General features: G+C 65.6%; 23 protein-coding genes. 7 read left to right on the forward strand and 16 right to left on the reverse strand.

Annotation, left to right across the window (positions count from 1 at the left end):
* Nucleotides 1–198: 198 nt before the first annotated feature.
* Genes A6A05_RS03580 through A6A05_RS03595 form a run of 4 tightly spaced genes read right to left on the reverse strand, consistent with a single transcriptional unit; the run spans nucleotide 199 to nucleotide 2,958 of the window.
* Nucleotides 199–603, reverse strand: coding sequence for a GlcG/HbpS family heme-binding protein (locus tag A6A05_RS03580; protein WP_068497540.1), 405 nt, complete (start codon nucleotides 601–603; stop codon nucleotides 199–201).
* An 18-nt stretch (nucleotides 604–621) separates the two neighbouring features.
* Complete coding sequence (locus tag A6A05_RS03585; protein ID WP_068497543.1) at nucleotides 622–1,158, reverse strand: chromate transporter; 537 nt, start codon at nucleotides 1,156–1,158, stop codon at nucleotides 622–624.
* Nucleotides 1,155–1,703 carry a chromate transporter gene (locus A6A05_RS03590; protein ID WP_068497644.1) on the reverse strand — a complete coding sequence of 183 codons (549 nt, stop codon included), beginning with the start codon at nucleotides 1,701–1,703 and terminating at the stop codon, nucleotides 1,155–1,157. Before A6A05_RS03590 ends, A6A05_RS03585 begins: the two co-directional genes overlap by 4 nt.
* Nucleotides 1,696–2,958 (reverse strand): LysR family transcriptional regulator, encoded by a 1,263-nt coding sequence (locus tag A6A05_RS03595; RefSeq protein ID WP_068497544.1) that lies wholly within the window; start codon nucleotides 2,956–2,958, stop codon nucleotides 1,696–1,698. Before A6A05_RS03595 ends, A6A05_RS03590 begins: the two co-directional genes overlap by 8 nt.
* A 234-nt stretch (nucleotides 2,959–3,192) precedes the next feature.
* Here A6A05_RS03595 and A6A05_RS03600 point away from each other — a divergent pair, with 234 nt between their 5' ends.
* The 6 genes from A6A05_RS03600 to ligK are packed head-to-tail and all read left to right on the forward strand — an operon-like array spanning nucleotide 3,193 to nucleotide 9,161.
* A complete protein-coding gene (locus A6A05_RS03600; RefSeq protein WP_068497546.1) occupies nucleotides 3,193–4,224 on the forward strand; it encodes a TRAP transporter substrate-binding protein in 1,032 nt (343 codons plus the stop codon).
* A 58-nt stretch (nucleotides 4,225–4,282) separates the two neighbouring features.
* On the forward strand, nucleotides 4,283–4,804 hold the full coding sequence (locus A6A05_RS03605) for a TRAP transporter small permease (RefSeq protein ID WP_068497548.1): 522 nt from the start codon (nucleotides 4,283–4,285) through the stop codon (nucleotides 4,802–4,804).
* The gene (locus A6A05_RS03610) at nucleotides 4,801–6,117 is read left to right on the forward strand and encodes a TRAP transporter large permease (RefSeq protein ID WP_068497550.1); all 1,317 of its coding nucleotides are present in this window, start codon (nucleotides 4,801–4,803) and stop codon (nucleotides 6,115–6,117) included. The genes A6A05_RS03605 and A6A05_RS03610 overlap by 4 nt, the downstream gene beginning before the upstream one ends.
* Before the next feature lie 11 nt (nucleotides 6,118–6,128).
* Nucleotides 6,129–7,424: a gallate dioxygenase gene (locus tag A6A05_RS03615; protein WP_068497552.1), complete on the forward strand. Its 1,296-nt coding sequence runs from the start codon at nucleotides 6,129–6,131 to the stop codon at nucleotides 7,422–7,424.
* A gap of 22 nt (nucleotides 7,425–7,446) precedes the next feature.
* Nucleotides 7,447–8,475: an amidohydrolase family protein gene (locus tag A6A05_RS03620; RefSeq protein ID WP_068497555.1), complete on the forward strand. Its 1,029-nt coding sequence runs from the start codon at nucleotides 7,447–7,449 to the stop codon at nucleotides 8,473–8,475.
* 2 nt (nucleotides 8,476–8,477) lie between these two features.
* Nucleotides 8,478–9,161 (forward strand): 4-carboxy-4-hydroxy-2-oxoadipate aldolase/oxaloacetate decarboxylase, encoded by a 684-nt coding sequence (gene ligK / locus A6A05_RS03625; RefSeq protein ID WP_068497556.1) that lies wholly within the window; start codon nucleotides 8,478–8,480, stop codon nucleotides 9,159–9,161.
* A gap of 3 nt (nucleotides 9,162–9,164) precedes the next feature.
* Here ligK and pobA read toward each other — a convergent pair whose 3' ends face one another.
* From pobA to A6A05_RS03680, 11 genes are all read right to left on the reverse strand, one after another.
* Complete coding sequence (gene pobA / locus A6A05_RS03630) at nucleotides 9,165–10,340, reverse strand: 4-hydroxybenzoate 3-monooxygenase (RefSeq protein WP_068497557.1); 1,176 nt, start codon at nucleotides 10,338–10,340, stop codon at nucleotides 9,165–9,167.
* Nucleotides 10,341–10,380: 40 nt separating this feature from the next.
* Nucleotides 10,381–11,220, reverse strand: coding sequence for a class III extradiol dioxygenase family protein (locus A6A05_RS03635; RefSeq protein WP_068497558.1), 840 nt, complete (start codon nucleotides 11,218–11,220; stop codon nucleotides 10,381–10,383).
* A 1-nt stretch (nucleotide 11,221) separates the two neighbouring features.
* Nucleotides 11,222–11,575 carry a protocatechuate 4,5-dioxygenase subunit alpha gene (locus A6A05_RS03640; protein ID WP_082910673.1) on the reverse strand — a complete coding sequence of 118 codons (354 nt, stop codon included), beginning with the start codon at nucleotides 11,573–11,575 and terminating at the stop codon, nucleotides 11,222–11,224.
* A complete protein-coding gene (locus A6A05_RS03645; RefSeq protein ID WP_068497559.1) occupies nucleotides 11,568–12,584 on the reverse strand; it encodes an aldo/keto reductase in 1,017 nt (338 codons plus the stop codon). Before A6A05_RS03645 ends, A6A05_RS03640 begins: the two co-directional genes overlap by 8 nt.
* A gap of 3 nt (nucleotides 12,585–12,587) precedes the next feature.
* Nucleotides 12,588–13,547 (reverse strand): Gfo/Idh/MocA family oxidoreductase, encoded by a 960-nt coding sequence (locus A6A05_RS03650; RefSeq protein WP_068497564.1) that lies wholly within the window; start codon nucleotides 13,545–13,547, stop codon nucleotides 12,588–12,590.
* Nucleotides 13,548–13,552: 5 nt separating this feature from the next.
* Nucleotides 13,553–14,473 carry an amidohydrolase family protein gene (locus A6A05_RS03655; protein WP_068497565.1) on the reverse strand — a complete coding sequence of 307 codons (921 nt, stop codon included), beginning with the start codon at nucleotides 14,471–14,473 and terminating at the stop codon, nucleotides 13,553–13,555.
* Entirely contained in the window at nucleotides 14,470–15,390 is a 921-nt protein-coding gene (locus tag A6A05_RS03660; protein ID WP_068497566.1) for an NAD(P)-dependent oxidoreductase, read from the reverse strand. Before A6A05_RS03660 ends, A6A05_RS03655 begins: the two co-directional genes overlap by 4 nt.
* Nucleotides 15,390–16,478: a 4-oxalomesaconate tautomerase gene (locus A6A05_RS03665; protein WP_068497568.1), complete on the reverse strand. Its 1,089-nt coding sequence runs from the start codon at nucleotides 16,476–16,478 to the stop codon at nucleotides 15,390–15,392. The genes A6A05_RS03660 and A6A05_RS03665 overlap by 1 nt, the downstream gene beginning before the upstream one ends.
* A 107-nt stretch (nucleotides 16,479–16,585) precedes the next feature.
* Nucleotides 16,586–17,473 carry a LysR family transcriptional regulator gene (locus A6A05_RS03670; protein ID WP_068497569.1) on the reverse strand — a complete coding sequence of 296 codons (888 nt, stop codon included), beginning with the start codon at nucleotides 17,471–17,473 and terminating at the stop codon, nucleotides 16,586–16,588.
* A gap of 9 nt (nucleotides 17,474–17,482) precedes the next feature.
* Nucleotides 17,483–18,184 carry a glycosyltransferase family protein gene (locus tag A6A05_RS03675; RefSeq protein ID WP_068497571.1) on the reverse strand — a complete coding sequence of 234 codons (702 nt, stop codon included), beginning with the start codon at nucleotides 18,182–18,184 and terminating at the stop codon, nucleotides 17,483–17,485.
* Nucleotides 18,185–18,200: 16 nt separating this feature from the next.
* A complete protein-coding gene (locus tag A6A05_RS03680) occupies nucleotides 18,201–19,574 on the reverse strand; it encodes an SPOR domain-containing protein (RefSeq protein WP_172822176.1) in 1,374 nt (457 codons plus the stop codon).
* 153 nt (nucleotides 19,575–19,727) lie between these two features.
* Between A6A05_RS03680 and A6A05_RS03685 the strand changes: the two genes are divergently transcribed.
* Nucleotides 19,728–21,233: a CYTH and CHAD domain-containing protein gene (locus tag A6A05_RS03685; RefSeq protein WP_068497575.1), complete on the forward strand. Its 1,506-nt coding sequence runs from the start codon at nucleotides 19,728–19,730 to the stop codon at nucleotides 21,231–21,233.
* A 74-nt stretch (nucleotides 21,234–21,307) separates the two neighbouring features.
* Here the strand turns inward: A6A05_RS03685 and A6A05_RS03690 are convergent, their stop codons facing one another.
* Entirely contained in the window at nucleotides 21,308–21,757 is a 450-nt protein-coding gene (locus tag A6A05_RS03690; protein ID WP_068497576.1) for a response regulator, read from the reverse strand.
* Between the last annotated feature and the right edge of the window lie 4 nt (nucleotides 21,758–21,761).

A 21,761-nucleotide genomic window follows, 5' to 3' on the forward strand; every position in this document is an offset into this window, starting at 1 on the left:
CAAGTCATGAAAAACGCTATTCTGATGCCGCACGGTGTTGCTCCAATTCGTGTCCAGGAGACGCGCCAAACGTCTGAACACGAGTAGAATCAACGCCGTGCACTCAGTCCACTAAATTAAACCGGACAGCAGTGGGTCAAGCCCGGCCATGACAAAGTGGACAAGGTGAGACGATTGCCGAGTTTTTCCTCGAGCCTGTTAAGCCGGATCGGGCGCCAGGACGGCGATGCCGGCGGCGGCGATCTCGCAATCCTGGTCCTCGTGGGCGCCGGATATTCCCAACGCGCCGATCAGCTCGCCCGCCACGAAGACCGGGACGCCGCCGCCGATGGGGATGAAGCCGGCGCGGCCGTTCAGCCCTTCCAGCACATGGGGCCGGTCGCCGATGCGCCCCTTCCACGCCGCCGTGGGGATGCCGAACCCGGCCGCCGTCTTGGCCTTGTCGGTCGAGATCACCACCCCGTGGAAGGGGGCGCCGTCCATGCGCAAAAGCGCCTTGGGATGGCCGCCGGCATCGACCGCGACGGCGGTGATCTTCAGCCCCATCGCCTTGGCCCGGACGATTGCCGCCGTTACGGCGGCCAAAGCCTGTTCTTCGGTCATGTCATCTTCTCCTGTCGGTCAAACCCAGCCCATCGCCCCCGCGCCGGCGCCGGCGGCGATCAGCCATAGCGGATTAAGCCTGGTCTTCACCATCACCCCCAGGGCGGCGGCGAACAGCAGGCCTTGCGCCCAATTGTGGACGGTCATGGTGGTGAGCGACCAGGCGGTGGCGCCGACCATGCCGATGGATAAGGGCATGATGGCGCGGCGGATGGTCGCCCCCCAGCCGCCCCAGCGGACCTTGGCGCCGAAATGCAGCGACGCCATGGCCAGGATCGAGGGCGGCACGATCAGCGCGGTGGTGGCGGCGACGGCGCCGGTCAGGCCGGCCGCCTGCATGCCGACCAAGGTGGCGAACAACAGATTGGGGCCGGGCGCGATCTGGGCCAGGGTGAAGCATTCGACGAAGACCTGGGGCGTCATCCACGGATGGGTCTCGGTGACGAAGCGCAGCATTTCCGGGATCAGCGCCAGCACGCCGCCGCCGATGGCCATCATCGACAGCAGGGCGAAATGCAGGAACAAGGTCACCGAGATTTCCAGATCGCTGTTCATGGCCGCTTCCCCCAATGGCCGATGGCGATGGCGGCCGTGGCCAGCACCACCATCACCGCCGGCAACGGCCAGTGCATCACGCCGACGCCGGCGAACATCGCCAAGGCGAACAACACCGGCACCGGGGCCAGCGGCAGCGAGCGGATCATCGCCAGCGCCATCGCCGCCACCATGGCGGCGGCCACCACCGACATGCCGCGAATGACGTCCTGGACCAGCGGCATGGTGCCGATTCGGGCGTACACCACGCCCAGCGCCAGAACGACCGCCGACGGCAGCAGGACCATGCCGGTGACCGCGGCCACCGCGCCGGGGACGCCACGGCGGCGCTGGCCGATGATGATGGCCAGGTTGCAGATGGTCGGGCCGGGCAGCATCTGGGCGAAGGCGAAGATTTCGGCGAATTCCTCGGGCGTCAGCAATTTCTTCTGCTCGACCAGCGCGCGCCGCGCCCACGGCATGACGCCGCCGAAGCCGATCAAGGCCAGCCGCGAGAACAAGACGAACAATCCCCAGACGGTGGGGTTCTCGCGGGGCTTATCCATGGGCGGGGCGTCCGAAGGCGGGCAGGCCGACGGCATGCAGGCGGATGCCGTCCAGGATGGCCTGGGCGATGGGCGGCAGCAGCGCGCCATCCCGGAGCGTCAGGCCGATCTGGCGGGTGGTCTGGCCCAGCGGCACCTGCAGCTCGACCAGCACGCCCGATTCGATTTCCACCTGCAATTGGCGCGGCGACATCGCCGTCAGCATGTCGCTGCTGCCCAGCAATTGCCGCACGATGGCCAGGTCGCCGGTCTCGACCGAGGCCTCGGGCGGGGTCAGGCCCAACTCAGCGAAGGAATCGTCGATCAGCCGGCGGCCGGGGGCGTCGGGGCGCGGCAGGATCCATTGCTCGTTCAGCAGGCTTTCCAGCGCGATCATCGGCCGGTCGGCCAATGGATGACCGGCGCGGGCGACGATGCCGATGCGGTCCTCGAACAGCGATTCGGTCAACAGGCCGCGGCACAGCGCCTCGGACCGCAGCGCGCCGAAGATCAGGTCGATGTCGCCGGTGCGCAGGCCCGACACCAGCACCTCATAGGGGGCCTCGACCATCTTGACCCGAATCTTGGGGAAGCGCTTCAAGGTGTGGGCGATGGCGGTGGGCAGGATGTAGGTGCGCCCCAGCGGCAGGGCGCCGATGATCACCGTGCCGGCCTGGGTGCCGGCCAGGCCCGAGATGTCGGCCTCCATGTGGCGCAACTCGGCGAAGATGCGCTTGGCCGCCGCCACCAGCTTGTCGGCCTTGTCGCTGGCCACCATTCCCTGCGGCATGCGGTGGAACAAAGGCTGGCCGATGGCGCCCTCGATCCGAGACAGCGCCATGCTGGCGCCTGCCTGCGACATCCCCAGCTTGTCGGCCGCCGCCGACAGGTGGCGCAGTTCGGCCAGTTGTTCCAGCATCTGCAGTTTGCGGCCGCTGAACATCAGGTTGGCCAGCACGTTGCGCGAAATCGCCCCCAGGGCGCGCGAGCGGCACAGTTCCTCGACGGTCTGCTCGGCCTGGTCGTTGATGCGGGCCGCCCGGCGCAGCACCGCCTCGCCATAGGCCGACAGCAGCATGCCGCGCGGCTTTCGTTCGAACAGCACCACGCCCAGGGCGCGTTCCAGTTCGCGGATCGAGCGGGTGATCGCCGACGAGGCCTTGAAGATGTCGTCCGACGATTTGGTGATGCTGCCGGTGGTCGCCACCGACAGGAAGGCGCGCAGATGCGTCAGCGTCAGTTCCGGCGTGATGGCGTCGGCATGGGCAATGTTCATCGAACCGAAGGCTCCAACATGACGTGCGCCCGACGAAGGCCTGTCGCACAACCTTATCTTAGGCCAACAGACGGTCCCTGTAGAAGGGACCATCACAAAAATAGAATGCAGTTTCACGAATGGGCAATGTCTTATCGGCCGACCGGGCGCGTATAGTCACAGTCACAATAAGCGAGCTGTCGTGGGCTGATTCATGGCCGGCGGCTGACCGAAAAGGCAGGAGGAGGACAGTCCATGTTCAGGAAGATGTTGGGGGCCGCGATGGCGGTCGCCGTGATGGGTGGCGCTTCAGGTGCCGATGCCCAGGAAGTGACCTTGAAGGTGCACCACTTTCTTGGGCCGCAGGCGCCGCAACACGCCGCCGTCCTGGCGCCCTGGTGCGACAAGCTGGCCAAGGAATCGAACGACAAGCTGAAGTGCCAGATCTTTCCGGCCATGCAATTGGGCGGCACGCCGCCTCAGCTTTACGATCAGGCCCGCGACGGCATCGCCGACGTCATCCTGGTCCTGGCCGGCTATGCCGCCAACCGCTTCCCGCGCATGGAAGTGTTCGAGCTGCCCTTCATGATGACCAACGCCGAGGCCACCAGCCGCGCCGCCTGGGATTACCAAGAGACCCTGGCCAAGGACGAGTTCGCCGAGACCAAGCTGCTGGCGACCTTCGTGCACGGTCCGGGCAACATCTACACCACCAAGAAGAAGATCGAGAAGCTGGACGACTTCAAGGGTCTGAAGCTGCGCGCGCCGACGCGCCAGACCAACAAGCTTTTGGCGATGATGGGGGCTTCGCCGGTCGGCATGCCGGTGCCGGCGGTGCCCGAGGCCATCTCCAAGGGCGTCATCGACGGCGCGGTCATTCCCTACGAGGTTGCCCCCGCCATCAAGATGAACGAGCTGGTCAAGCACACCGCCGAGACCGACCGGTCCTACAACGCGCTTTATACCGCGGTGTTCCTGGTGGCGATGAACAAGGCCAAGTACGATTCGCTGCCGGCCGACCTGAAGAAGGTGCTGGACGCCAATTCGGGCGGCGAGGTGTCGGGCATGTTCGGCAAGGCCATGCTGGCCGCCGACGCGCCGGCCAAGGAAAAGATGCTGGCCTCGGGCGTCGAGATCAACGTGATCCCTGCCGCCGAGCTCGACAAGTGGAAGAAGGCGTCGGACGCCCTGGATGATGCCTGGGTCAAGGACATGGATGCCAAGGGCTTCGACGGCAAGAAGCTGCTGCAATCGGCCCAGGACCTGACCAAGAAGTATACCAAGTAGACGCTGACCCGGGGGCGGTCCTTGGGGTCGCCCCCTTCCCAATCATCAGGAGGGTGTCATGGCTGACGCCATTTACACCGAGACGGACACGCAATACGGTCCGATCGGAAGGGTGCTCGACGCCCTGTCCAAGGCCTTCGCCATCGCGGCGGGAATCGTGTTGACGGTGCTGGCGATCTTGTCGTTGGTCAGCATCATCGGGCGCTCGGCCTTCGCCATGCCGGTGATGGGCGATTACGAACTGGTGCAGATCATGTCGGCGGTGGCCGTGGCCATGTCGCTGCCCTTCTGCCAGATGGTGCGCGGTCATGTGATCGTCGATTTCTTCACCCATAATTGCCCGCCCAAAATCAACCGCTTCATGGACCTGATCGCCAACCTGCTGCTGTGCCTGGGGGCGTTCCTGTTCGCTTGGCGCAACGCGGTCGGCCTGATGGAGCTCAGGAAGTCGGGCGACGCCTCTATGCTGCTCGATATCCCCACTTGGGTCGGCTACGTCCCCTTCATCCTGTCCTTCGCCCTGCTGGGCTGCACCGCGCTGTATTCGGCCTGGGAAGATTTCACCGGAGAGCGCAAATGAGCGGTATCGAGTACGGCCTGATCATCGGCGGCCTGATGATCCTGCTGCTGGCGCTACGCGTCCATATCGGTGGCGCGATGCTGATCGCCGGTAGCATCGGCTATTACTGGTTCAGCGGCGCCGATCCGGTCTTGAGTTACTTCAAGCACGCGGCCTATGCCCGCTTTTCGGTCTACGATCTGTCGGTGGTGCCCCTCTTCCTGCTGATGGGCCAGTTCGCCACCCATGGTGGCCTGTCCAAGGCGCTGTTCAAGGCCGGCAACGCCATGATCGGCCATTGGCGCGGCGGCATGGCCATGGCCGGCGTCTCGGCCTGCGCCGGCTTCGGCGCCATCTGCGGCTCGTCGCTGGCCACCGCCGCCACCATGGCCCAGGTGGCCCTGCCGGAGCTGCGCAGCCACGGCTATTCGCCGCGCCTGGCCGGCGCCGCCCTGGCCGCCGGCGGCACGCTGGGCATCCTGATCCCGCCGTCGGTGCCGCTGGTGATCTATGCCATCCTGACGGAACAAAGCATCGGCAAGCTGTTCATGGCCGCCTTCGTGCCCGGCATCATCGCGGCGCTGGGCTATATGGCGGTGATCTCGATCATCGCGCGCCTGTCGCCGGGCGACGCCCCGGCCGGCGACCGTTTCAGCTGGGGCCAGCGTCTGCAGGCCATCATCGACACCTGGCCGGTCATCTTGATCTTCGCCGTGGTGATCATCGGCATCTATGGCGGCTGGTTCACCCCCACCGAGGCGGCCTCGGTCGGCACCGTCGCCACCGCCTTCGTCGCCTGGAACTCGGGTGGCCTGAAGGGCAGGGGCTTCCTGGAATGCGTCTACGGCGCCGCCAAGGCCACCGGCATGATTTTCCTGATCCTGCTGGGCGCCGACGTGCTGAACGTGTTCCTGGCGCTGACCCAGATGCCGGCCGAACTGGCCCGGTGGGTGGTCGGGTTGAACCTGCCGCCCCTGATGATCATCTTCACCATCATCGCCATCTACCTGTTCCTGGGCTGCATCATGGACAGCCTGTCGATGCTGATGCTGACCATTCCGATCTTCTTCCCGATCATCGTCGGCACCGATTTCTGGGGCATGGAGCTGGAACCCAAGGCGATCTGGTTCGGTATCGTTGCCCTGATGACGGTGGAAATCGGTCTGATCACGCCGCCGGTCGGGATGAACGTCTACATCATCAGCTCGATGGCCAAGGACATTCCCATGAAGGAGGTGTTCAAGGGCATCGTGCCGTTCCTGTGCTCGGACTTGGCGCGCATCGTTTTGCTGGTGTTCTTCCCCGGAATCACGCTGATCGCGCTTAACTTCTAGGAGAGCGTTTCATGGCCCGCATCATCGGCGGCATCGCCTGTTCCCATACGCCGACCATCGGTTTCGCCGTCGATGGCGACAAGCGCAACGACCCGGTGTGGAAGCCGATCTTCGACGGCTTCGAGCCGGCCCGCCAATGGCTGGCCGACACCAAGCCCGACGTGTTGTTCATGATCTTCAACGATCATGTCACCTCGTTCTTCTTCGACCATTATTCGGCCTTCACGCTGGGCATCGACAGCCAGTACGGCGTCGCCGACGAAGGCGGGGGCGCGCGTGACCTGCCGCCGGTGCCGGCCCATGCGGCGCTGGCCCAGCATATCGGCGCCTCGCTGATGGCCGACGAGTTCGACATGTCGTTCTTCCAGGACAAGAAGCTGGACCATGGCAGCCTGTCGCCGCTGTCGATATTGTGCGACCATCCCGACGGTTCCTGGCCCATCCCGATCGTGCCGCTGGCGGTCGGCGTGCTGCAATTTCCGGTGCCGTCGGCCAAACGCTGCTGGAAGCTGGGCAAGGCTTTGCGCCGCGCGGTGGAAAGCTACCCCGAGGATCTGAAGGTCGCGGTGATCGCCACCGGCGGCCTGTCGCATCAGGTCCATGGCGCCCGGGCCGGCTTCACCAACCAGGAATGGGACCACCAGTTCCTTGACTTGTTCGAGAAGGACCCCGAGGCCCTGACCCGGCTGACCATCGCCGATCTGGCCGAACTGGGCGGCGTCGAAGGCGCCGAGGTGATCATGTGGCTGATCATGCGCGGCGCGCTGTCGGCCGGCATCAAGAAGCTGCACCAATCCTATACACTGCCATCGATGACCGGCATCGCCGTCGCGGTTTATGAGAACCAGGACCAGATGCTGCCCAAGGACAAGGAAGCCGAACAGCGCGCCCATATCGGGCACCAACTGGCCGGGGCCGAGCAGATCGCCGGCATCCATCCCTTCACCCTGGCGACCAGCGTCAGGGCTTACCGCCTCAACAAGTTCCTGCACCGCATGATCGAGCCCGATCATCGCCAGCGTTTCCTGGCCGACCCCGAAGGCGCCTTCGCCGAATGGGGCCTGACCGAGGAAGAGAGTGACATGGTGCGCCGCCGCGACTGGGACGCGTTGATCCGTTACGGCGTGATTTTCTTCATGCTGGAAAAGCTGGGCGCGGTGGTCGGTGTTTCGAACCTGCACATCTATGCCGCCATGCGCGGCGAAACGCTGGAGCAGTTCCTGGCCACCCGCAACCAGCCGACCGCCCTTTACTCGGTCGCCGGCAAGGAGGGCATGAAGGACCTGAAGTGGGACAAGGCCAGTTAAGAACAATAACAGGACGACCATCATGATCATCGATATCCACGGGCACTACACCACGGCACCCAAGGCGCTGGAGGACTGGCGCAACCGCCAGGTCGCCGGCCTGAAGGACCCAAGCCAGGCACCGAAAGTGTCCGAGCTGACCATCAGCGACGACGAATTGCGCGAAAGCATCGAGACCAACCAGTTGGCCAAGATGAAGGAACGCGGGTCGGACCTGACGGTGTTCTCGCCCCGGGCCAGCTTCATGGCCCACCATATCGGTGATTTCGCCACCAGCTCGACCTGGGCCGCCATCTGCAACGAGCTGTGCGCCCGCGTCGCCCAACTGTTTCCCGACAATTTCATCGGGGCGGCGATGCTGCCGCAATCGCCGGGAATCGATCCCAAGACCTGCATCCCCGAGATCGAGACGTGCGTCAAGGATTACGGCTTCGTCGCCATCAACCTCAATCCCGACCCGTCGGGCGGGCACTGGACCTCGCCGCCCTTGTCCGATCGCCATTGGTACCCGATCTACGAGGCGATGGTCGAATACGAGCTGCCGGCCATGGTCCACGTCTCGACCTCGTGCAATGCCTGCTTCCACACCACCGGGGCGCATTACCTGAACGCCGACACCACCGCCTTCATGCAGTGCCTGACATCGGACCTGTTCAAGGACTTCCCGACCTTGAAGTTCATCATCCCCCATGGCGGCGGCGCGGTGCCCTATCATTGGGGCCGCTTCCGGGGCCTGGCGCAGGAGCTGAAGAAGCCGCACCTGCGCGAACACTTGCTCAACAACATCTTCTTCGACACCTGCGTCTACCATCAGCCGGGCATCGACTTGCTGACCAAGGTCATCCCGGTCGACAACATCTTGTTCGCGTCCGAGATGATCGGGGCGGTGCGGGGCATCGACCCCGAGACCGGGCATTATTACGACGACACCAAGCGCTATATCGAGGCGACGCTGAACCTGTCGGCCGAGGACCGCTATAAGGTCTATGAAGGCAATGCGCGCCGCGTTTATCCCCGCCTGGACCGGGCGTTGAAGGCGAAAGGGCTTTGAGCATGAACAATCTGGGAATCGTCAAGCGCAATATCGACCGCGCCGATCGGGCGGCAGTCGAGCATTTGTCCCAATTCGGCGTCGCCACCATCCACGAGGCCATGGGCCGGGTCGGCCTGATGAAGCCTTATATGCGTCCGATCTATCCGGGCGCCCGGCTGTGCGGCACGGCGGTCACGGTTTTGCTGCATCCCGGCGACAATTGGATGATGCATGTGGCAGCCGAGCAGATTCAGCCCGGCGATGTGGTGGTGGCGGCGATTTCCGCCGAATGCACCGACGGCTTCTTCGGCGATTTGCTGGCCACCTCGTTCCGGGCGCGTGGCGCGGTGGGTCTGGTGATCGATGCCGGCGTGCGCGACGTGCGCGACCTGACCGAGATGGGTTTTCCGGTCTTTTCCAAATGCATCAGCGCCAAGGGCACCATCAAGGCGACCTTGGGCAGCGTCAACATCCCGGTCATCTGCGCCGGGGCATTGGTCAATCCCGGCGACGTGGTGGCGGCCGACGATGACGGCGTGGTGGTGGTCCCGGCCGCCATCGCTGCACAGGCGGCCGACGCGGCCGCCGCGCGCGAGGCCAACGAAGCCTCGAAGCGCCAGCGCCTGGCCGCCGGCGAACTGGGGCTGGACATGTATGACATGCGGCCGGCGCTCGCCAAGGCGGGGCTGAAATATATCGATTGAGCCTCAATCCTCGAACGGCAGGCCGACATAGTTTTCGGCCAGGGTGGTGCGTCCGGCGTGCGAATGCAGGACGTAATCCAGCTCCGCTTTCAGGGCACGGCTCTCGAAGGGTGGGGTGTCGGGGAAGACGTGCAAAAGGTTGGTCATCCACCACGAAAAACGCTCGGCCTTCCACACGCGGCGCAGGGCCCGTTCCGAATAGCGGTCGATCCCGTCCGAACTGCCGCCGTAATATTCGATCAAGGCGTGGCCCAGAGTGCGCACGTCCGACGCCGCCAGGTTCAGGCCCTTGGCCCCGGTCGGCGGCACGATATGGGCGGCGTCGCCGGCCAGGAACAGCCGGCCGAAGCGCATCGGCTCGGCGACGAAGCTACGCAAGGGGGCGATGCTTTTTTCCAGCGACGGGCCGGTGACCAGGGATTGGCGGGCCTCATCGTCCAGGCGAGACGCCAGTTCGTCCCAGAAGCGCTGATCCGACCAATCCTCGACCTTTTCGCTTAAAGGCACCTGGAGGTAATAGCGTGACCTCGTCCGTGACCGCATCGAGCAAAGGGCGAAGCCCTTGGCATGCCTGGCGTAGATCAACTCGTCGCATACCGGCTTGGTGTCGGACAACAGGCCCAGCCAGCCGAACGGAAAGACCCGCTCGAACAGATTGATCGCTGATTTCGGCACGGAAGCCCGGCACACGCCGTGGAAGCCGTCGCAGCCGGCGATGAAGTCGCAGGCGATGGTGTGGCGGTTGCCATCCTTGACATAGCTGACCCAGGGATGATCGCTGTCGAAGCCCGAGACCGCGACCTCTTGCGCTTCGTAGATCGTCGTCAGGCCGGCAGCCTTGCGCGCTTCCATCAGGTCGCGGGTCAGTTCGGTCTGGCCATAGACCATCACCTGCTTGCCGCCGGTCAGGCCCGCCAGGTCGATGCGGTGGCGCTTGCCCTCGACCAGCAATTCGATGCCGTCATGCAACAGGCCTTCGCGATGCATGCGCTCACCGATCCCGGCCTCGTCCATCAGGTCGATGCAGACCTGTTCCAACACGCCGGCCCGGATGCGACCCAGGACATAGTCGGGGGTGTGGCGTTCCAAGATGACGGCGTCGATGCCGGCCTTGGCCAGCAACTGCCCGAGTATCAACCCGGAGGGGCCGGCTCCGATGATGGCGACTTGAACTTTCATGTCTGGTCTCCTTCCGGCCCCCCCGTTTTAGGAATGGCGCCTAGATGCTTTCCATCGCCAGCGTGCCGGCGGCGGTGTTCGAGATGGGGATATGGTAGTTGCTGTGAACAATTTTCACCTTGTCGCCCAGGACGCCGCGGCAGGTAACCCAGTTCAGCAGCTCGACGCCTTGCGTGCCGGTCAGCTCGACGATGTCGGGAATGGAATACTGGCTGACCCAGTCGGGCTCGCTGACCAGCTTGTCCATGAATTCCAGGTCGAACTTCTTGTTGATGAAGCCGGCCCGTTCGCCGTCCAGCTGATGCGACAGGCCGCCGGTGCCCAGCACCACCACCCGGGCGTCGGAATCCCACGATTCGATGGCCTTCCTGATGGCGCGGCCGAAGGCCAGGCACCGCTTGGCCGACGGCAGCGGGAACTGCACGGTGTTCTGGCAGACCGGAACGGTGCGGATAGAGCCGGCCTGGCGGTTGGGCAGCAACAGGTCGATGGGAATGGTGAAGGCGTGGTCGACCAGCATTTCCTGACAGGTGGTCAGGTCGAACTCGTCCTCGATCAGGCTGTCGATCATGTGCCATGACAGGTCCTGATCGCCCATGAACGAGCCGGTGGTGGGAATGCCCCAGCCTTCGTCGGCATGGTGGTATTCGGGCGCGGCACCGATCGAGAAGGTCGGCATCTTGTCGAGGAAGAAGTTCAGGCCATGGTCGTTATAGACCACCACCGCGACATCCGGCTTGACCTGGTCCAGCCAGGCATGGATCGGCGGGAAGCCGTCGAAGAAGGGCTTCCAATAGGGGTCCTGCTGAAGATTCTTGGCGATGGCGCGTCCGATATAGGGGACGTGGGTGGTGCAGATGCCGCCGACGATCTTGGCCATGTCAGTTTCTCCCCGCTTCGACCAGCTTGGCCATGAATTCTTCCTTGGTGACACCGGTCTGCTGGGCGCCGACATCTTGCATGTCCAGCTTGTAGATGCCGCCCAGCTTGGCGATGAAATAGGCGTTGCCGCCGGCCGCCAGCATGTCCAGCACCTGCAGCGACAAGACGGCCTTCTTCTGCTCGTCGTTCAGGGCGAACTTGTCGCAATAGGCGGCGGGGTCGGCCAGGAATTCCTGGCGGTTTTCCTCGGAATTGAACGAATAGCACATCTTGTTCAGGGCATAGCCCTTGCGGGCCATGTCGCCGTCGAAGATGGTCGTGCCGGGGATGACACGTTTGGTCTTGCTAGCCACGGTGGTTTCCTCCTGTGTGGAATTCTTCCGTGTCGATTTCGCTCTGGGTGGCGGGGTTGTATCTGGCCCCTGACACGGTGGATGGGTTGATCAATCGGTCGAGCCGGGCGATGACGTCCGGCCCCAAGGTCACGCTGTCGGCCCCCAGATTTTCTTCCAGGTGGCCGGTTGATTTGGTGCCGAACAGGGCGACGATGTGGTCTGCCTTGGCCAGCACCCAGGTCAGCGCCAATTGGGCCGGCGTGCAGCCGATTTCCTTGGCGATGGCGAAGAAGCCCGGCAGCAGGCCCAAATTCTGGCGGTAATGGGCCACGTCGAAGCGGGGCATCTGGCGGCGGATATCCTTGTCTTCCAGCTGGCTGGCCGGATCGGTCAGGGTGCCGGTCAGGAAGCCGCGCGCCAGCGGGCTGAAGGCGACCAGGGCCGCGCCCAGTTCGCGACAGGTCTCCAGCACGGCGATTTCCGGGTTCCTGGTCCACAGCGAATATTCGCTTTGCACCGCCGCCACCGGATGGACGCTATGGGCGCGGCGGATGGTGGCGGCCGACACTTCCGACAGGCCGATGGTCCTGATCTTGCCGGCCTTCACCAAATCGGCCAGGGCGCCGGTGCTGTCCTCGATCGGGACCTGCTTGTCCAGCCGATGCAGGTAATAAAGGTCGATCACCTCGGTGCCCAGGCGGGCCAGGGCCTCGTCGGCCGTGCGCTTGATGGTCTCGGGCCGGCCGTCGATCACCCGCTTGCCGTCCACCCCGGTCATGCCGCACTTGCTGGCCAGCACGATGCGGTCGCGGTAGGGCTTCAAGATCGGGCCGATCAGCGATTCGTTGGCCCCGAAGCCATACAGCGCCGCGGTGTCGAAGAAATCGACGCCCCGGTCCAGGGCGGTCAGCAGCACCCGTTCGGCGGTCGCCCGGTCGGGCGGCGTGCCATAGGCGTGGCTGAGATTCATGCAGCCCAGCGACAGGCCGGCGACGTCGAAGGGGCCGACGGTGCGACGGATGCGCATGGCCTAGCGCCCGTTCAGTTGCTGTTCCAGGGCGTGCAGCGTCTGGTAGCAGGGCAGCACCTTGGCGACCGAGGCGTTGGGTTCGCGGCCCTCGCGGATGGCGGCGACGAATTCGCGGTCCTGCAACTCGATACCGTTCATCGACACGTCGACCTTCGAGACGTCGATGGCCTGTTCCTTGCCGTCCACCAGATCGTCGTAGCGGGCGATATAGGTGCCGCTGTCGCCGATATAGCGGAAGAAGGTGCCCAGCGGGCCGTCATTGTTGAACGACAAGGACAGGGTGCAGATGGCCCCGGTGCTGGATTTCAACTGGATCGACATATCCATGGCGATGCCCAGGGTCGGATGGATCGGGCCTTGGATGGCGTTGGCGGCGACGATGGCGCCGCCGGCCTGATAGGCGAACAGATCGACGGTGTGGGCGGCGTGGTGCCACAGCAGATGGTCGGTCCAGCAACGCGGCTGGCCCAGGGCGTTGATGTTGGACCGGCGGAAGAAATAGGTCTGCACATCCATCTGCTGGATGGTGAACTGGCCGGCCTTGATCTTGTTGTGGACCCATTGGTGGCTGGGATTGAAGCGCCTGGTATGGCCGCACATGGCGACCAGGCCGCTCTGCTGTTGCAGGGCGACCACCGCTTCGGCATCGGCCAGGGAATCCGCCAGCGGAATCTCGATCATCACATGCTTGCCGGCTTTCAGGCAGGCCATGCCCTGCGCGGCGTGCAACGGCGTCGGCGTGGTCAGGATCACCGCATCGACATCGGGCTGTGCCAGGCAATCGGCCAGATCATGGGCGACATGGCCGATGCCGTACTTGGCCGCCACCTCTTCCGGCTTGTCCTCGGGCCGGCTGGCCAGCGACACCACGCGAACGCCGTCGATGGCCTTCAAGGCGTCGAGATGCTTGATGCCGAAGGCGCCAGCCCCGACCAGGGCGATGTTGACGGGCTTGCTCATCGGGGTCAGATCCTTTCTTCGGGCCAATAAAGCCGCATGGGGTTGTCGACCAGCAGCTTCTTCTGCAATTCGGCCGAGGGCGCGATGTGGGGGATGAAATCGACCAGAAGCCCGTCATCGGGCATGTGGTCCTTCAGGTTGGGATGCGGCCAGTCGGTGCCCCACAGAACGCGATCCGGGAAGGTCTCGACGATGCGCCGCGCGAAGGGCACCACGTCGCGATAGGCGGCCTGCTGGCCGTCCAGGGCCGGGGGGCCGGACAGCGACAGGCGCTCGGGGCAGCTGACCTTGCTCCAGACATTGGCATGCTCGCGCATGAATTTGACGAACAGCTCGAATTCGGGGCCGTCCACCGGCTTGGCGACGTCGGGCCGGCCCATATGATCGACCACCAATTCGGTCGGCAGGGCGGTGAAGAAATCCCACAGATCGGGTAGGTCGACCGCCTCGAAATAGATCACCACGTGCCAGCCCAGGGGCGCGATGCGGGCGGCGATCTCCATCAACTCGTCCTTGGGGGTGAAATCCACCAGACGGCGGACGAAATTGAAGCGCACGCCGCGCACGCCGGCCTCGTGCATCGCCTTCAGGTCCTGGTCGGTGACGGTGCGCCGTACGGTGGCGATGCCGCGCGCCTTGCCGCCCGAATGGGCCAGCGCATCGACCATGGCGGAATTGTCGGCGCCGTGACAGGTGGCCTGGACCACGATGTTTCGGGCAAAGCCCAGATGGTCGCGAAGGGCGAACAATTGGTCCTTCGAGGCGTCGCACGGGGTGTATTTGCGTTCGGGCGCGAAGGGGAAGCGCTCGCCCGGCCCGAAGACGTGGCAATGGGCATCGACCGCGCCGGCCGGCAGGCGGAACTTGGGGGAAGAGGGGCCGTGATACCAATCCAGCCAGCCCGGGGTCTTTTCGAAATGGCTCACTGGGCTTGATCCTTCAGTATGGCGATGATGCGATCGGCCTCGGTGCGCCAATCGGCGGATTTGGCGAAGCCGGGCGTGCCGCGTTGCCCGAACAGTCCCCGGTCGGCCAGATCGGCCATCTGCGCCTGACGCTCGGCGGTGCCGGCGGCCGATAAGGGGGCCAGGCCCATCTCGCGAACGGTGCGGGCGGATTCGCGCATTTCCTCGGCGCGGCGGCGGCCGTGCTGGATCACCCGTTGGAAGAAATAGCTGCCCAGCTTCTCCCATTCCATGCCGGGGAAGGTCTCGACCAACGAGGCGATCACCTGATCCTCGACGCCATAGGCCCGGGCGGCGGTGAAGCTTTCGATCACCATGGCCTCCAGGCCCTTGATCATCACCGAGCGGCACATCTTGGTCGCCGAGGCCACCCCCAGTTGGTCCGACGCCACCTTGGCGGCGAAGCCCAGGGCGTTGAGGCGGGGTTCCAGCGCGGCGGCGTCTGGGCCGCCCAGCAGCAGCGGCACCTGGATGCGGGGCGGCGGCACCGAGGTCATCACCGCGCCCTCGACGAAGCGGCCGCCAGCCCCGTTGACCAGTTCGGCCGTCTCGATCTTGGCCTTGGGCGAGGCCGAATTGAAATCCAGGAACCAGGTGCTGTCTCCGATGCCGGGCACTGCCGACCGGGCCGCCGACACCGATTGCGACGCGGTCACCGCCGAGATGATCAGATCCGACCGGGCGGCCAGGGCCGCGTGGTCCGGCATCAGTTCCACCCCGAAGCGGGCCCCATGTTCGGCCAGTTCCGCCGCGGCTGGGCCAGCCTGCTTGATGTCGTGGGCGAAGACGGCGATCTTTCGCGCCCGCAGATCCTCGGCCAGGATGCGGCCGACCTCGCCATAACCGATCAGGCCGATGGTGCGGATGTCCTTGTCCATCACCTTCTCCCGTCCCAGATCGCGGTGGGCACCATCACCTCGCCCTTCATCAACAGGCGCGCGGTCCGCAAAAGTGCTGCGCGCCGCACCTTTTGCCGATCGACCGGATCCAGTTCCAGCTCGACACTGAATTCGCCGGTCGGATGCTCGACGGCGACGGTCTTGACCGTGCCCGCCGGCACCACGGCGATGCCGTCGGCGACGCTGCCGTCCAGCACGCAGGCCGTCGCCACCGTGACGGCGGCCAGCACGCCGATGGCGTCATGGCAGACATGGGGAATGAAACAGCGGGTTGCCACCGCGCCGCCGGCCGTCGGCGGGGCGATCAGGCACATTTTCGGGTAATTCTTCGGCCCGACATCGCCCAATCCCATCAACAGACCGGCTTTCAGGCGAAGCGCCTCGATCCGGGTCTTCAATTCGGTGTCGGCATTCATCGTCTCGACGCTTTCGGCACCGGTGCGGCCCATGTCGGCGGCCTTGAACAGCACCATCGGCATGCCGTTATCGATGCAGGTGACGTCCAGTCCGTCGATGCTGTCCCTGACCCGGCCGGTTGGCAGCAGGCCGGAACAGACCGAGCCGGCGGTATCGAGGAAATTGATGGCGATGGGGGCGGCGGTGCAGGGCACGCCGTCGATGCAGGCGTCACCGTCATAGGCGACGCGGCCGTTCGGGGTGCGCACGGTGATGTCGCACTGCATGTCGGTGTTGAGCGTCAGGACGCGCAAAGTGGAGGTCTCGCCCTGTGGCGCGACGATGCCGCGCTCTAACGCAAAGGGCACGACGGCGGCCAGCATGTTGCCGCAATTGGGGGTGGTATCGACACTATCCTTGTCGGGCTGCAGCTGGGCGAACAGGAAATCCAGATCGACCCCAGGGCGGGTGCTGGGCCGGACGATGCCGACCTTGCTGGTCAGCGGATGGCCGCCGCCCAATCCGTCGATCTGGCGAGCGTGCGGGCTGCCCATCACCGCCAGCAGCACCTTGTCGCGCAAGGCCACATCCGCCGGCAGGTCGCTTTCCAGGAAGAAAGGCCCGCGCGAGGTGCCGCCGCGCATGAAGTGACAAGGGATCGGGGTCTGCATTCAATCTCTCCCAGTCGTCGTCGGAATCATGGTGACAAAAACCGTCACCCGGACCAAGGCCCGGGCGTCACTTTTAGCTATAGCAAATTGTTATGGCTGGGGCGTTTTCAGCCCATTTCGGTGCGGACCAAATCGCGCAGCAGCGCCATGGCCCGCCGGCCCAGCGGAGTGATCGGCTTGTGCGCGGAAACCGCCAGGAACAAGGTGCTGGTCACCGCCGGCTCGACTAGCCGGCGCAGGCTGAAGCTGCCCGAGCGGCGCCACGCCACCAGCGCGGTCTGGGTCAGGACGGCGCTGCCGTAACCGGCGGCCACCAGATCCAGAATCGACGGGATCGACGACACTTCCATCACCACTTTCAGGCGCACCCCGGCCAGGGCGGCCTGGGTTTCCAGCAGGCGGCGCATAGCGTGCGAGCGTTCGGGCAGGATCAGCGGGACCGTCCCCAATTCCGACCACAGCAGGGTCGGCGGATAGTCGCCGGCCGGCACCACCAGGCCCAAGGGCTCGTCCATCAGGGGCGTCACCTCGATGGCCGGGCTGGGCTCGGGATTGTGAACCAGGCCGACATCGACGCGGCCGCCGGCGATCCATTCGGTGACATGGGTCGATAGCCCCTCGACGATGGCCGGCCGCGCCTTGGGCAGGGTGCGGCGAAAGGCCTCGACCAGCGGCAGGGTCAGGCGCCGCCCGACGCTGGGCGGCAGGCCGATGACGATGCGCCCGGCCGGCTCGTCCCTGGCCGATTCCAGGTCCTCGGCGGCGCGCTCGACCGATTGCAGGATGCCGACCGAATGTTCGAACAATCGCCGCCCGGCCTCGGTCAGGGCGACGCCGCGGCCGTTGCGGGTCAACAGCGCCACCCGCAGGTCGGTTTCCAGCAGGCGGACCTGGCGGGACAGTGCCGGCTGGGCGATATCCAGCACCATGGCGGCCTTGGAGAAGCTGCCCAGCTCGGCGACGCGGACGAAATATTCGAGCTGGCGCAGGTTCATGCCCGGCGCTCAGGCGATCTGGCTGCAGGCCAGCATCGCCTCGCGTTCGGCGAACCACAGATCGGCATAGCCGCAGGTCCGGTACTCGGTGAAATAGGGACCGCCGATGGTGTAGTGCAGCAGCGAGATCTGATCGGCCGGCACTTCCGGGTCGTAATCGACCAGATGGCCCCAGCGATGGGGAAGCTCGCCGATCAGACCGTCATCCTCCAGCCACTTGAACTGGTGCAGTTCCAAGCCGCTGGCCGTGTTGACGTAATCGGGCGTCAGTCGGGTGCAGCGGGCATTGTTGAACAGCATGACGCTGGACCAGTTCTTCTTCTCGTACTTGGTCTGCACCGCGCCCAGGAACTTGACGTCCTCGACCGGATGATGCTGGTGCTTGATCACCTGCACGGCGAAGCGATCGTCGGCCAGGGCGAACAGCTTGGCGATGTCGTCCAGCACCAGCATGTCGCAATCGATGAACAGCGACCAGCCGTGATAGCCCGACAGAGCGGGGGTCAGGAAGCGCGAGAAGGAAAACTCGGTCGATTGCAGCGGATTGCGCGCCCGGGTCATCAGCCCGCCCAACTGCTTCAACGCCACTGGGGTAATGGATACCGGCCGGCTGGCCCGGGTCAGGATCGAATGGGCCAGGACGTTGAAGGCTACCGTTTCGGCCGGGTCGAAGCCGATGAAGACCCGAAGCGGTAGAATCGTCTGATCCATGGCGGCATCTTCCTGGTCAATAATTGGCCGGATCGCAGGATTGGCGATGCAGCTTCAAGGTCTTGCACAATTTGGCGGCGGCGGCCTTGTTGGACACCGGGCCTGCGACCACCCGCCAGCGGGCCGGCTTGCCGGCGGCGGCGACGTTGCGATAGCCGGCGCTCATCTTGCCCAGTTCTTCGGGGAACTTTGCCTTGATGCGTTCCCACACCGCCTGGGCGTCCTCTTCCGACTTGGCCGCGGCGAGATTGATGCCCCAATTCTTGCCCGCACCGTTGGTGGCGGCGGTCTGGGCCGGGGCCGGGCGGGCGCCGCTGGCGGTGCCGGCCACCGAATGGGTGCCGATCACCGTTTCGTAATTGCGCTCGATGGCGGCGCGTTCCTTCTGGGCCTCGTCGGCGGTGATCAGGCCGGCGGCGCGCAGCCGTTCCAGCCGGCCGACCGCCTGGCCGGCCTCCAGCATGTCGCGCGGCGGCAGGGGCGGGTTGTCCAGCCGCTTGGGCTTGTCGGGCAGCAGGGCGTCCAGGATCACCGTGCGCTCGGCGGAGTGCTGGGCCGGGGTGATGGCCCGGGTCTCCAGCGTCGCCGTCAGGTCGCGCAGGCGGGTCGCGACCGCGTCTTCCGACGGAATCGGCCGTTCGAGGCCGGCGGCGCCGGGCTGCAGGGTATAGGGCAGCAGCGCGCCGGCATTGGCGGCGCGGCGGCGGACGAATTCGTCGGCGGTGATCAGGCCGTCGTCCAGCAGGCGCTTCAGGATGCGGAAGCGGCCGACCACGTTGGTTTCGGCGTCCGACACCCGGATCGGCATGCCGGTCTGGCCGATCGGGTCCATGCCGCCGGCCGACACCATCGGGCGCGGCGCGCCGGGATACATGGCCTGGGCGCCATCCATCGACGGCAAGGGCGGCCCGCCGATGGCCGAGGCGCCGGGCGCGCGGCCGGATTCGGCGGCGCTGCGCGGGATGTGGCGGCCGGTGATCTTGTCGATCAGCGCCATGTTGGCGCGGGCCACGTCGATGATCGAACGCGGCATCACCACGCCGCCATCGCCGGGCGCCATGATCGAGCCCGGGGTCTGGGTGGTGATGATCACCTCGTAATATTGGCGGGCCAGGTCATAGCGCCCCATGCCCTGATAGGCCATGCCGGCCACCACCAGGGCGGTCGCGTCCTTGGGATTGTAGTGCAGCGCCACCATCGCCTGGCGCTCGGCGGTCACGTAATCGCCCCTGGTCAGCGCGCTCATGGCCCGGTCGGCCGCGCCGGAATTGGCAATTCCGCCCATGGTGTTGTTGGCGCCTTGCGGATCGACGAACGGGGCGCAGGCGGCGAACGCCAACACGACGACCGCCATGGCGGTGGACCGACCCAAACCAGAAAGGGTGCTCATGCGTTGCCCCCGAAACCGCGAACACGAGACGCGAATGTGGGCGACCTTGCCTGCGATTTTGGGATCGTTCAAGTGCCGCCAGCCGATAATGTCATTGGCAAGAATGACCGGAAGCGGTTCATACTTCCTTAATGGCATCGGCCGGAGGGGGGCATGAGCAACGGGGAGATCGAGCTCAAGTTGGTCGTCGCAGCCGACGATCTGGCGCGGGTGGCGCGGCTGCGGTCCAAACTGGGCGCGCCGGCGGGGCCGATGCGGTCGGTCCACCAGGTCACCACCTATTTCGACACGCCCGAGCGCACCCTGGCGGCCGCCGGCATCGGCCTTCGGGTCCGCAAGGTCGGCGACGCCCGCATTCAGACCGTCAAGGGGGCGGGGGTGGCGGCCGGTGGGCTGTTTCATCGGCCCGAGTGGGAAACCGCCATCGAGGGCGACCGCCCGCGCCTGGACCTGGCGGCCGAGGCCGGCCTGGCCGCCCTGGCCGAACCGGGCCTGGAAGAGCGCCTGACCGCCTTGTTTCGCACCGACATCCGCCGCCGCTTGTGCCAGGTCGGCGGCGCTGACTGGCAAGCCGAGCTGGCCCTGGATCACGGCGCGGTGGTGGCCGGCGAGCACAGCCAGCCGATCAATGAGATCGAGCTGGAGCTGATCAAGGGCGGCCCCGGCCATCTGTTCGCCGCCGCCCTGCTGATCGCCGAGCATGTGCCGGTGGGGCTGACCACGCTCAGCAAATCCGATCGCGGCCATGCCCTGGCGGATGGCCGCGTGCCGGGGCCGGTCAAGGCCAAGGCGATCGTCTTGAAGGGCAAGCAATCGGTCGGCCAGGCCTTCATGACCATCGCGCGCAGCTGCCTGCACCAATTGCTGGCCAATCGGCCGGCCCTGCTGGAATCCCGCGACCCCGAGGCGATTCACCAGATGCGGGTGGCGCTGCGCCGTCTGCGCTCGGCCCTCAAGGTATTCCGGCCGGCGCTGCCGGCGGCCTGCCCCGAACCGCTGGTGGCCGAGATGCGCTGGCTGCTGGGCGTGCTGGGGCCGGCCCGCGACGGTGACGTGTTCTTGTCGGAGATCCTGGGGCCGGTGATCGCCGACCATCCGGCCGAGCGCAGCCTGGCCCAGGTCGAGCGCCACTGGCGCGAGGCGCGAGACCGCGACTTCCAGGCCGCCTGCGACGCGGTGGCCGATCCGCGCTATACCATGCTGCTGCTGCGCCTGGGCCATTGGATCGAGACGTTGGACTGGTCCGGGGCCGAGGCCGAGCGGGTGGTGGCCTTCGCCCGGCGCACGCTGAACAAGCGGTTGAAACGCCTGGCCAAGGCGGCCGGGCGCTCTTTGCTGGATTTGTCGGCCGAGCAGCGCCATCAGGTTCGCATCCTGGGCAAGCAGCTGCGCTATGGCGGCGATTTCCTGGCCTCGTTGTTCGCTGTGCCGTCCACCCAGATATTCCTGTCGGCCTTGTCCGAGTTGCAGGATCATCTGGGGCAGTTGAACGACATCGCGGTGGCGGTGCCGCGCCTGTGCGCCGCCCATCAAAGCGGGCGTGCCGCCTGGGCCGCCGGTCTGGTCGCCGGCTGGCACGAATCGCGCCGACCGATCTTGTTGTCCGAGGCCGAGGCGGCGTGGCGCCGCCTGCGCAAGCTGGATCCGTTCTGGCGTTAGGGGGATCTGTTCAATTGCGCGGCGGGCGCCGCGGGGATTTGTTCAATTGCGCGGCGGGCGCCGCGGGGATTTGTTCAATTGCGCGGCGGGCGCCGCACGGCACAGAACCAATATTCCTCGACCGAATGAATGTCGCGGAACAACTGGTCCATATCGACCGGCTTGGTGATATAGCCCGAGGCCCCCAGGTCATAGGACGCAACGATGTCGCGCTCGACGTCAGAGGTGGTCAGCACCACCACCGGAATATTGGCGAGAAGCGGGTCCTCCTTCATCGCCCGCAGCACCTCGCGGCCGTTCATCTGCGGCATGTTCAGATCCAGCAGGACCAGGTCCGGGGTGGGGGCGTCGGTGAAACGCGGCGCTTCCCGGCGCAGGACCGCCATCGCCTCCTTGCCGTTGATGGCGACCATCGTGTGGCACAGGAACCGCCCCTCGGCCAGAGCCAGCCGGACCAGATCGATGTCGCCCGGCTCGTCATCGACGATCAGGATGTTGAAACGGGAATCACTGTTGCTTTGCATGCGT

It is taken from the genome of Magnetospirillum moscoviense (assembly GCF_001650635.1).
GTDB classification, from domain to species: domain Bacteria; phylum Pseudomonadota; class Alphaproteobacteria; order Rhodospirillales; family Magnetospirillaceae; genus Magnetospirillum; species Magnetospirillum moscoviense.

Coding starts and splice junctions, on each gene's coding strand:
- A6A05_RS03615 (WP_068497552.1), top strand. CDS start 6,129: ATGGCCCGCATCATCGGCGGCATCGCCTGTTCCCATACGCCGACCATC.
- A6A05_RS03600 (WP_068497546.1), top strand. CDS start 3,193: ATGTTCAGGAAGATGTTGGGGGCCGCGATGGCGGTCGCCGTGATGGGT.
- A6A05_RS03610 (WP_068497550.1), top strand. CDS start 4,801: ATGAGCGGTATCGAGTACGGCCTGATCATCGGCGGCCTGATGATCCTG.
- A6A05_RS03580 (WP_068497540.1), bottom strand. CDS start 603: ATGACCGAAGAACAGGCTTTGGCCGCCGTAACGGCGGCAATCGTCCGG.
- ligK (WP_068497556.1), top strand. CDS start 8,478: ATGAACAATCTGGGAATCGTCAAGCGCAATATCGACCGCGCCGATCGG.
- A6A05_RS03585 (WP_068497543.1), bottom strand. CDS start 1,158: ATGAACAGCGATCTGGAAATCTCGGTGACCTTGTTCCTGCATTTCGCC.
- A6A05_RS03645 (WP_068497559.1), bottom strand. CDS start 12,584: ATGCGCATCCGTCGCACCGTCGGCCCCTTCGACGTCGCCGGCCTGTCG.
- A6A05_RS03680 (WP_172822176.1), bottom strand. CDS start 19,574: ATGAGCACCCTTTCTGGTTTGGGTCGGTCCACCGCCATGGCGGTCGTC.
- A6A05_RS03690 (WP_068497576.1), bottom strand. CDS start 21,757: ATGCAAAGCAACAGTGATTCCCGTTTCAACATCCTGATCGTCGATGAC.
- A6A05_RS03605 (WP_068497548.1), top strand. CDS start 4,283: ATGGCTGACGCCATTTACACCGAGACGGACACGCAATACGGTCCGATC.
- A6A05_RS03635 (WP_068497558.1), bottom strand. CDS start 11,220: ATGGCCAAGATCGTCGGCGGCATCTGCACCACCCACGTCCCCTATATC.
- A6A05_RS03665 (WP_068497568.1), bottom strand. CDS start 16,478: ATGCAGACCCCGATCCCTTGTCACTTCATGCGCGGCGGCACCTCGCGC.
- A6A05_RS03590 (WP_068497644.1), bottom strand. CDS start 1,703: ATGGATAAGCCCCGCGAGAACCCCACCGTCTGGGGATTGTTCGTCTTG.
- A6A05_RS03685 (WP_068497575.1), top strand. CDS start 19,728: ATGAGCAACGGGGAGATCGAGCTCAAGTTGGTCGTCGCAGCCGACGAT.
- pobA (WP_068497557.1), bottom strand. CDS start 10,340: ATGAAAGTTCAAGTCGCCATCATCGGAGCCGGCCCCTCCGGGTTGATA.
- A6A05_RS03620 (WP_068497555.1), top strand. CDS start 7,447: ATGATCATCGATATCCACGGGCACTACACCACGGCACCCAAGGCGCTG.
- A6A05_RS03595 (WP_068497544.1), bottom strand. CDS start 2,958: ATGAACATTGCCCATGCCGACGCCATCACGCCGGAACTGACGCTGACG.
- A6A05_RS03650 (WP_068497564.1), bottom strand. CDS start 13,547: ATGAGCAAGCCCGTCAACATCGCCCTGGTCGGGGCTGGCGCCTTCGGC.
- A6A05_RS03675 (WP_068497571.1), bottom strand. CDS start 18,184: ATGGATCAGACGATTCTACCGCTTCGGGTCTTCATCGGCTTCGACCCG.
- A6A05_RS03670 (WP_068497569.1), bottom strand. CDS start 17,473: ATGAACCTGCGCCAGCTCGAATATTTCGTCCGCGTCGCCGAGCTGGGC.
- A6A05_RS03660 (WP_068497566.1), bottom strand. CDS start 15,390: ATGGACAAGGACATCCGCACCATCGGCCTGATCGGTTATGGCGAGGTC.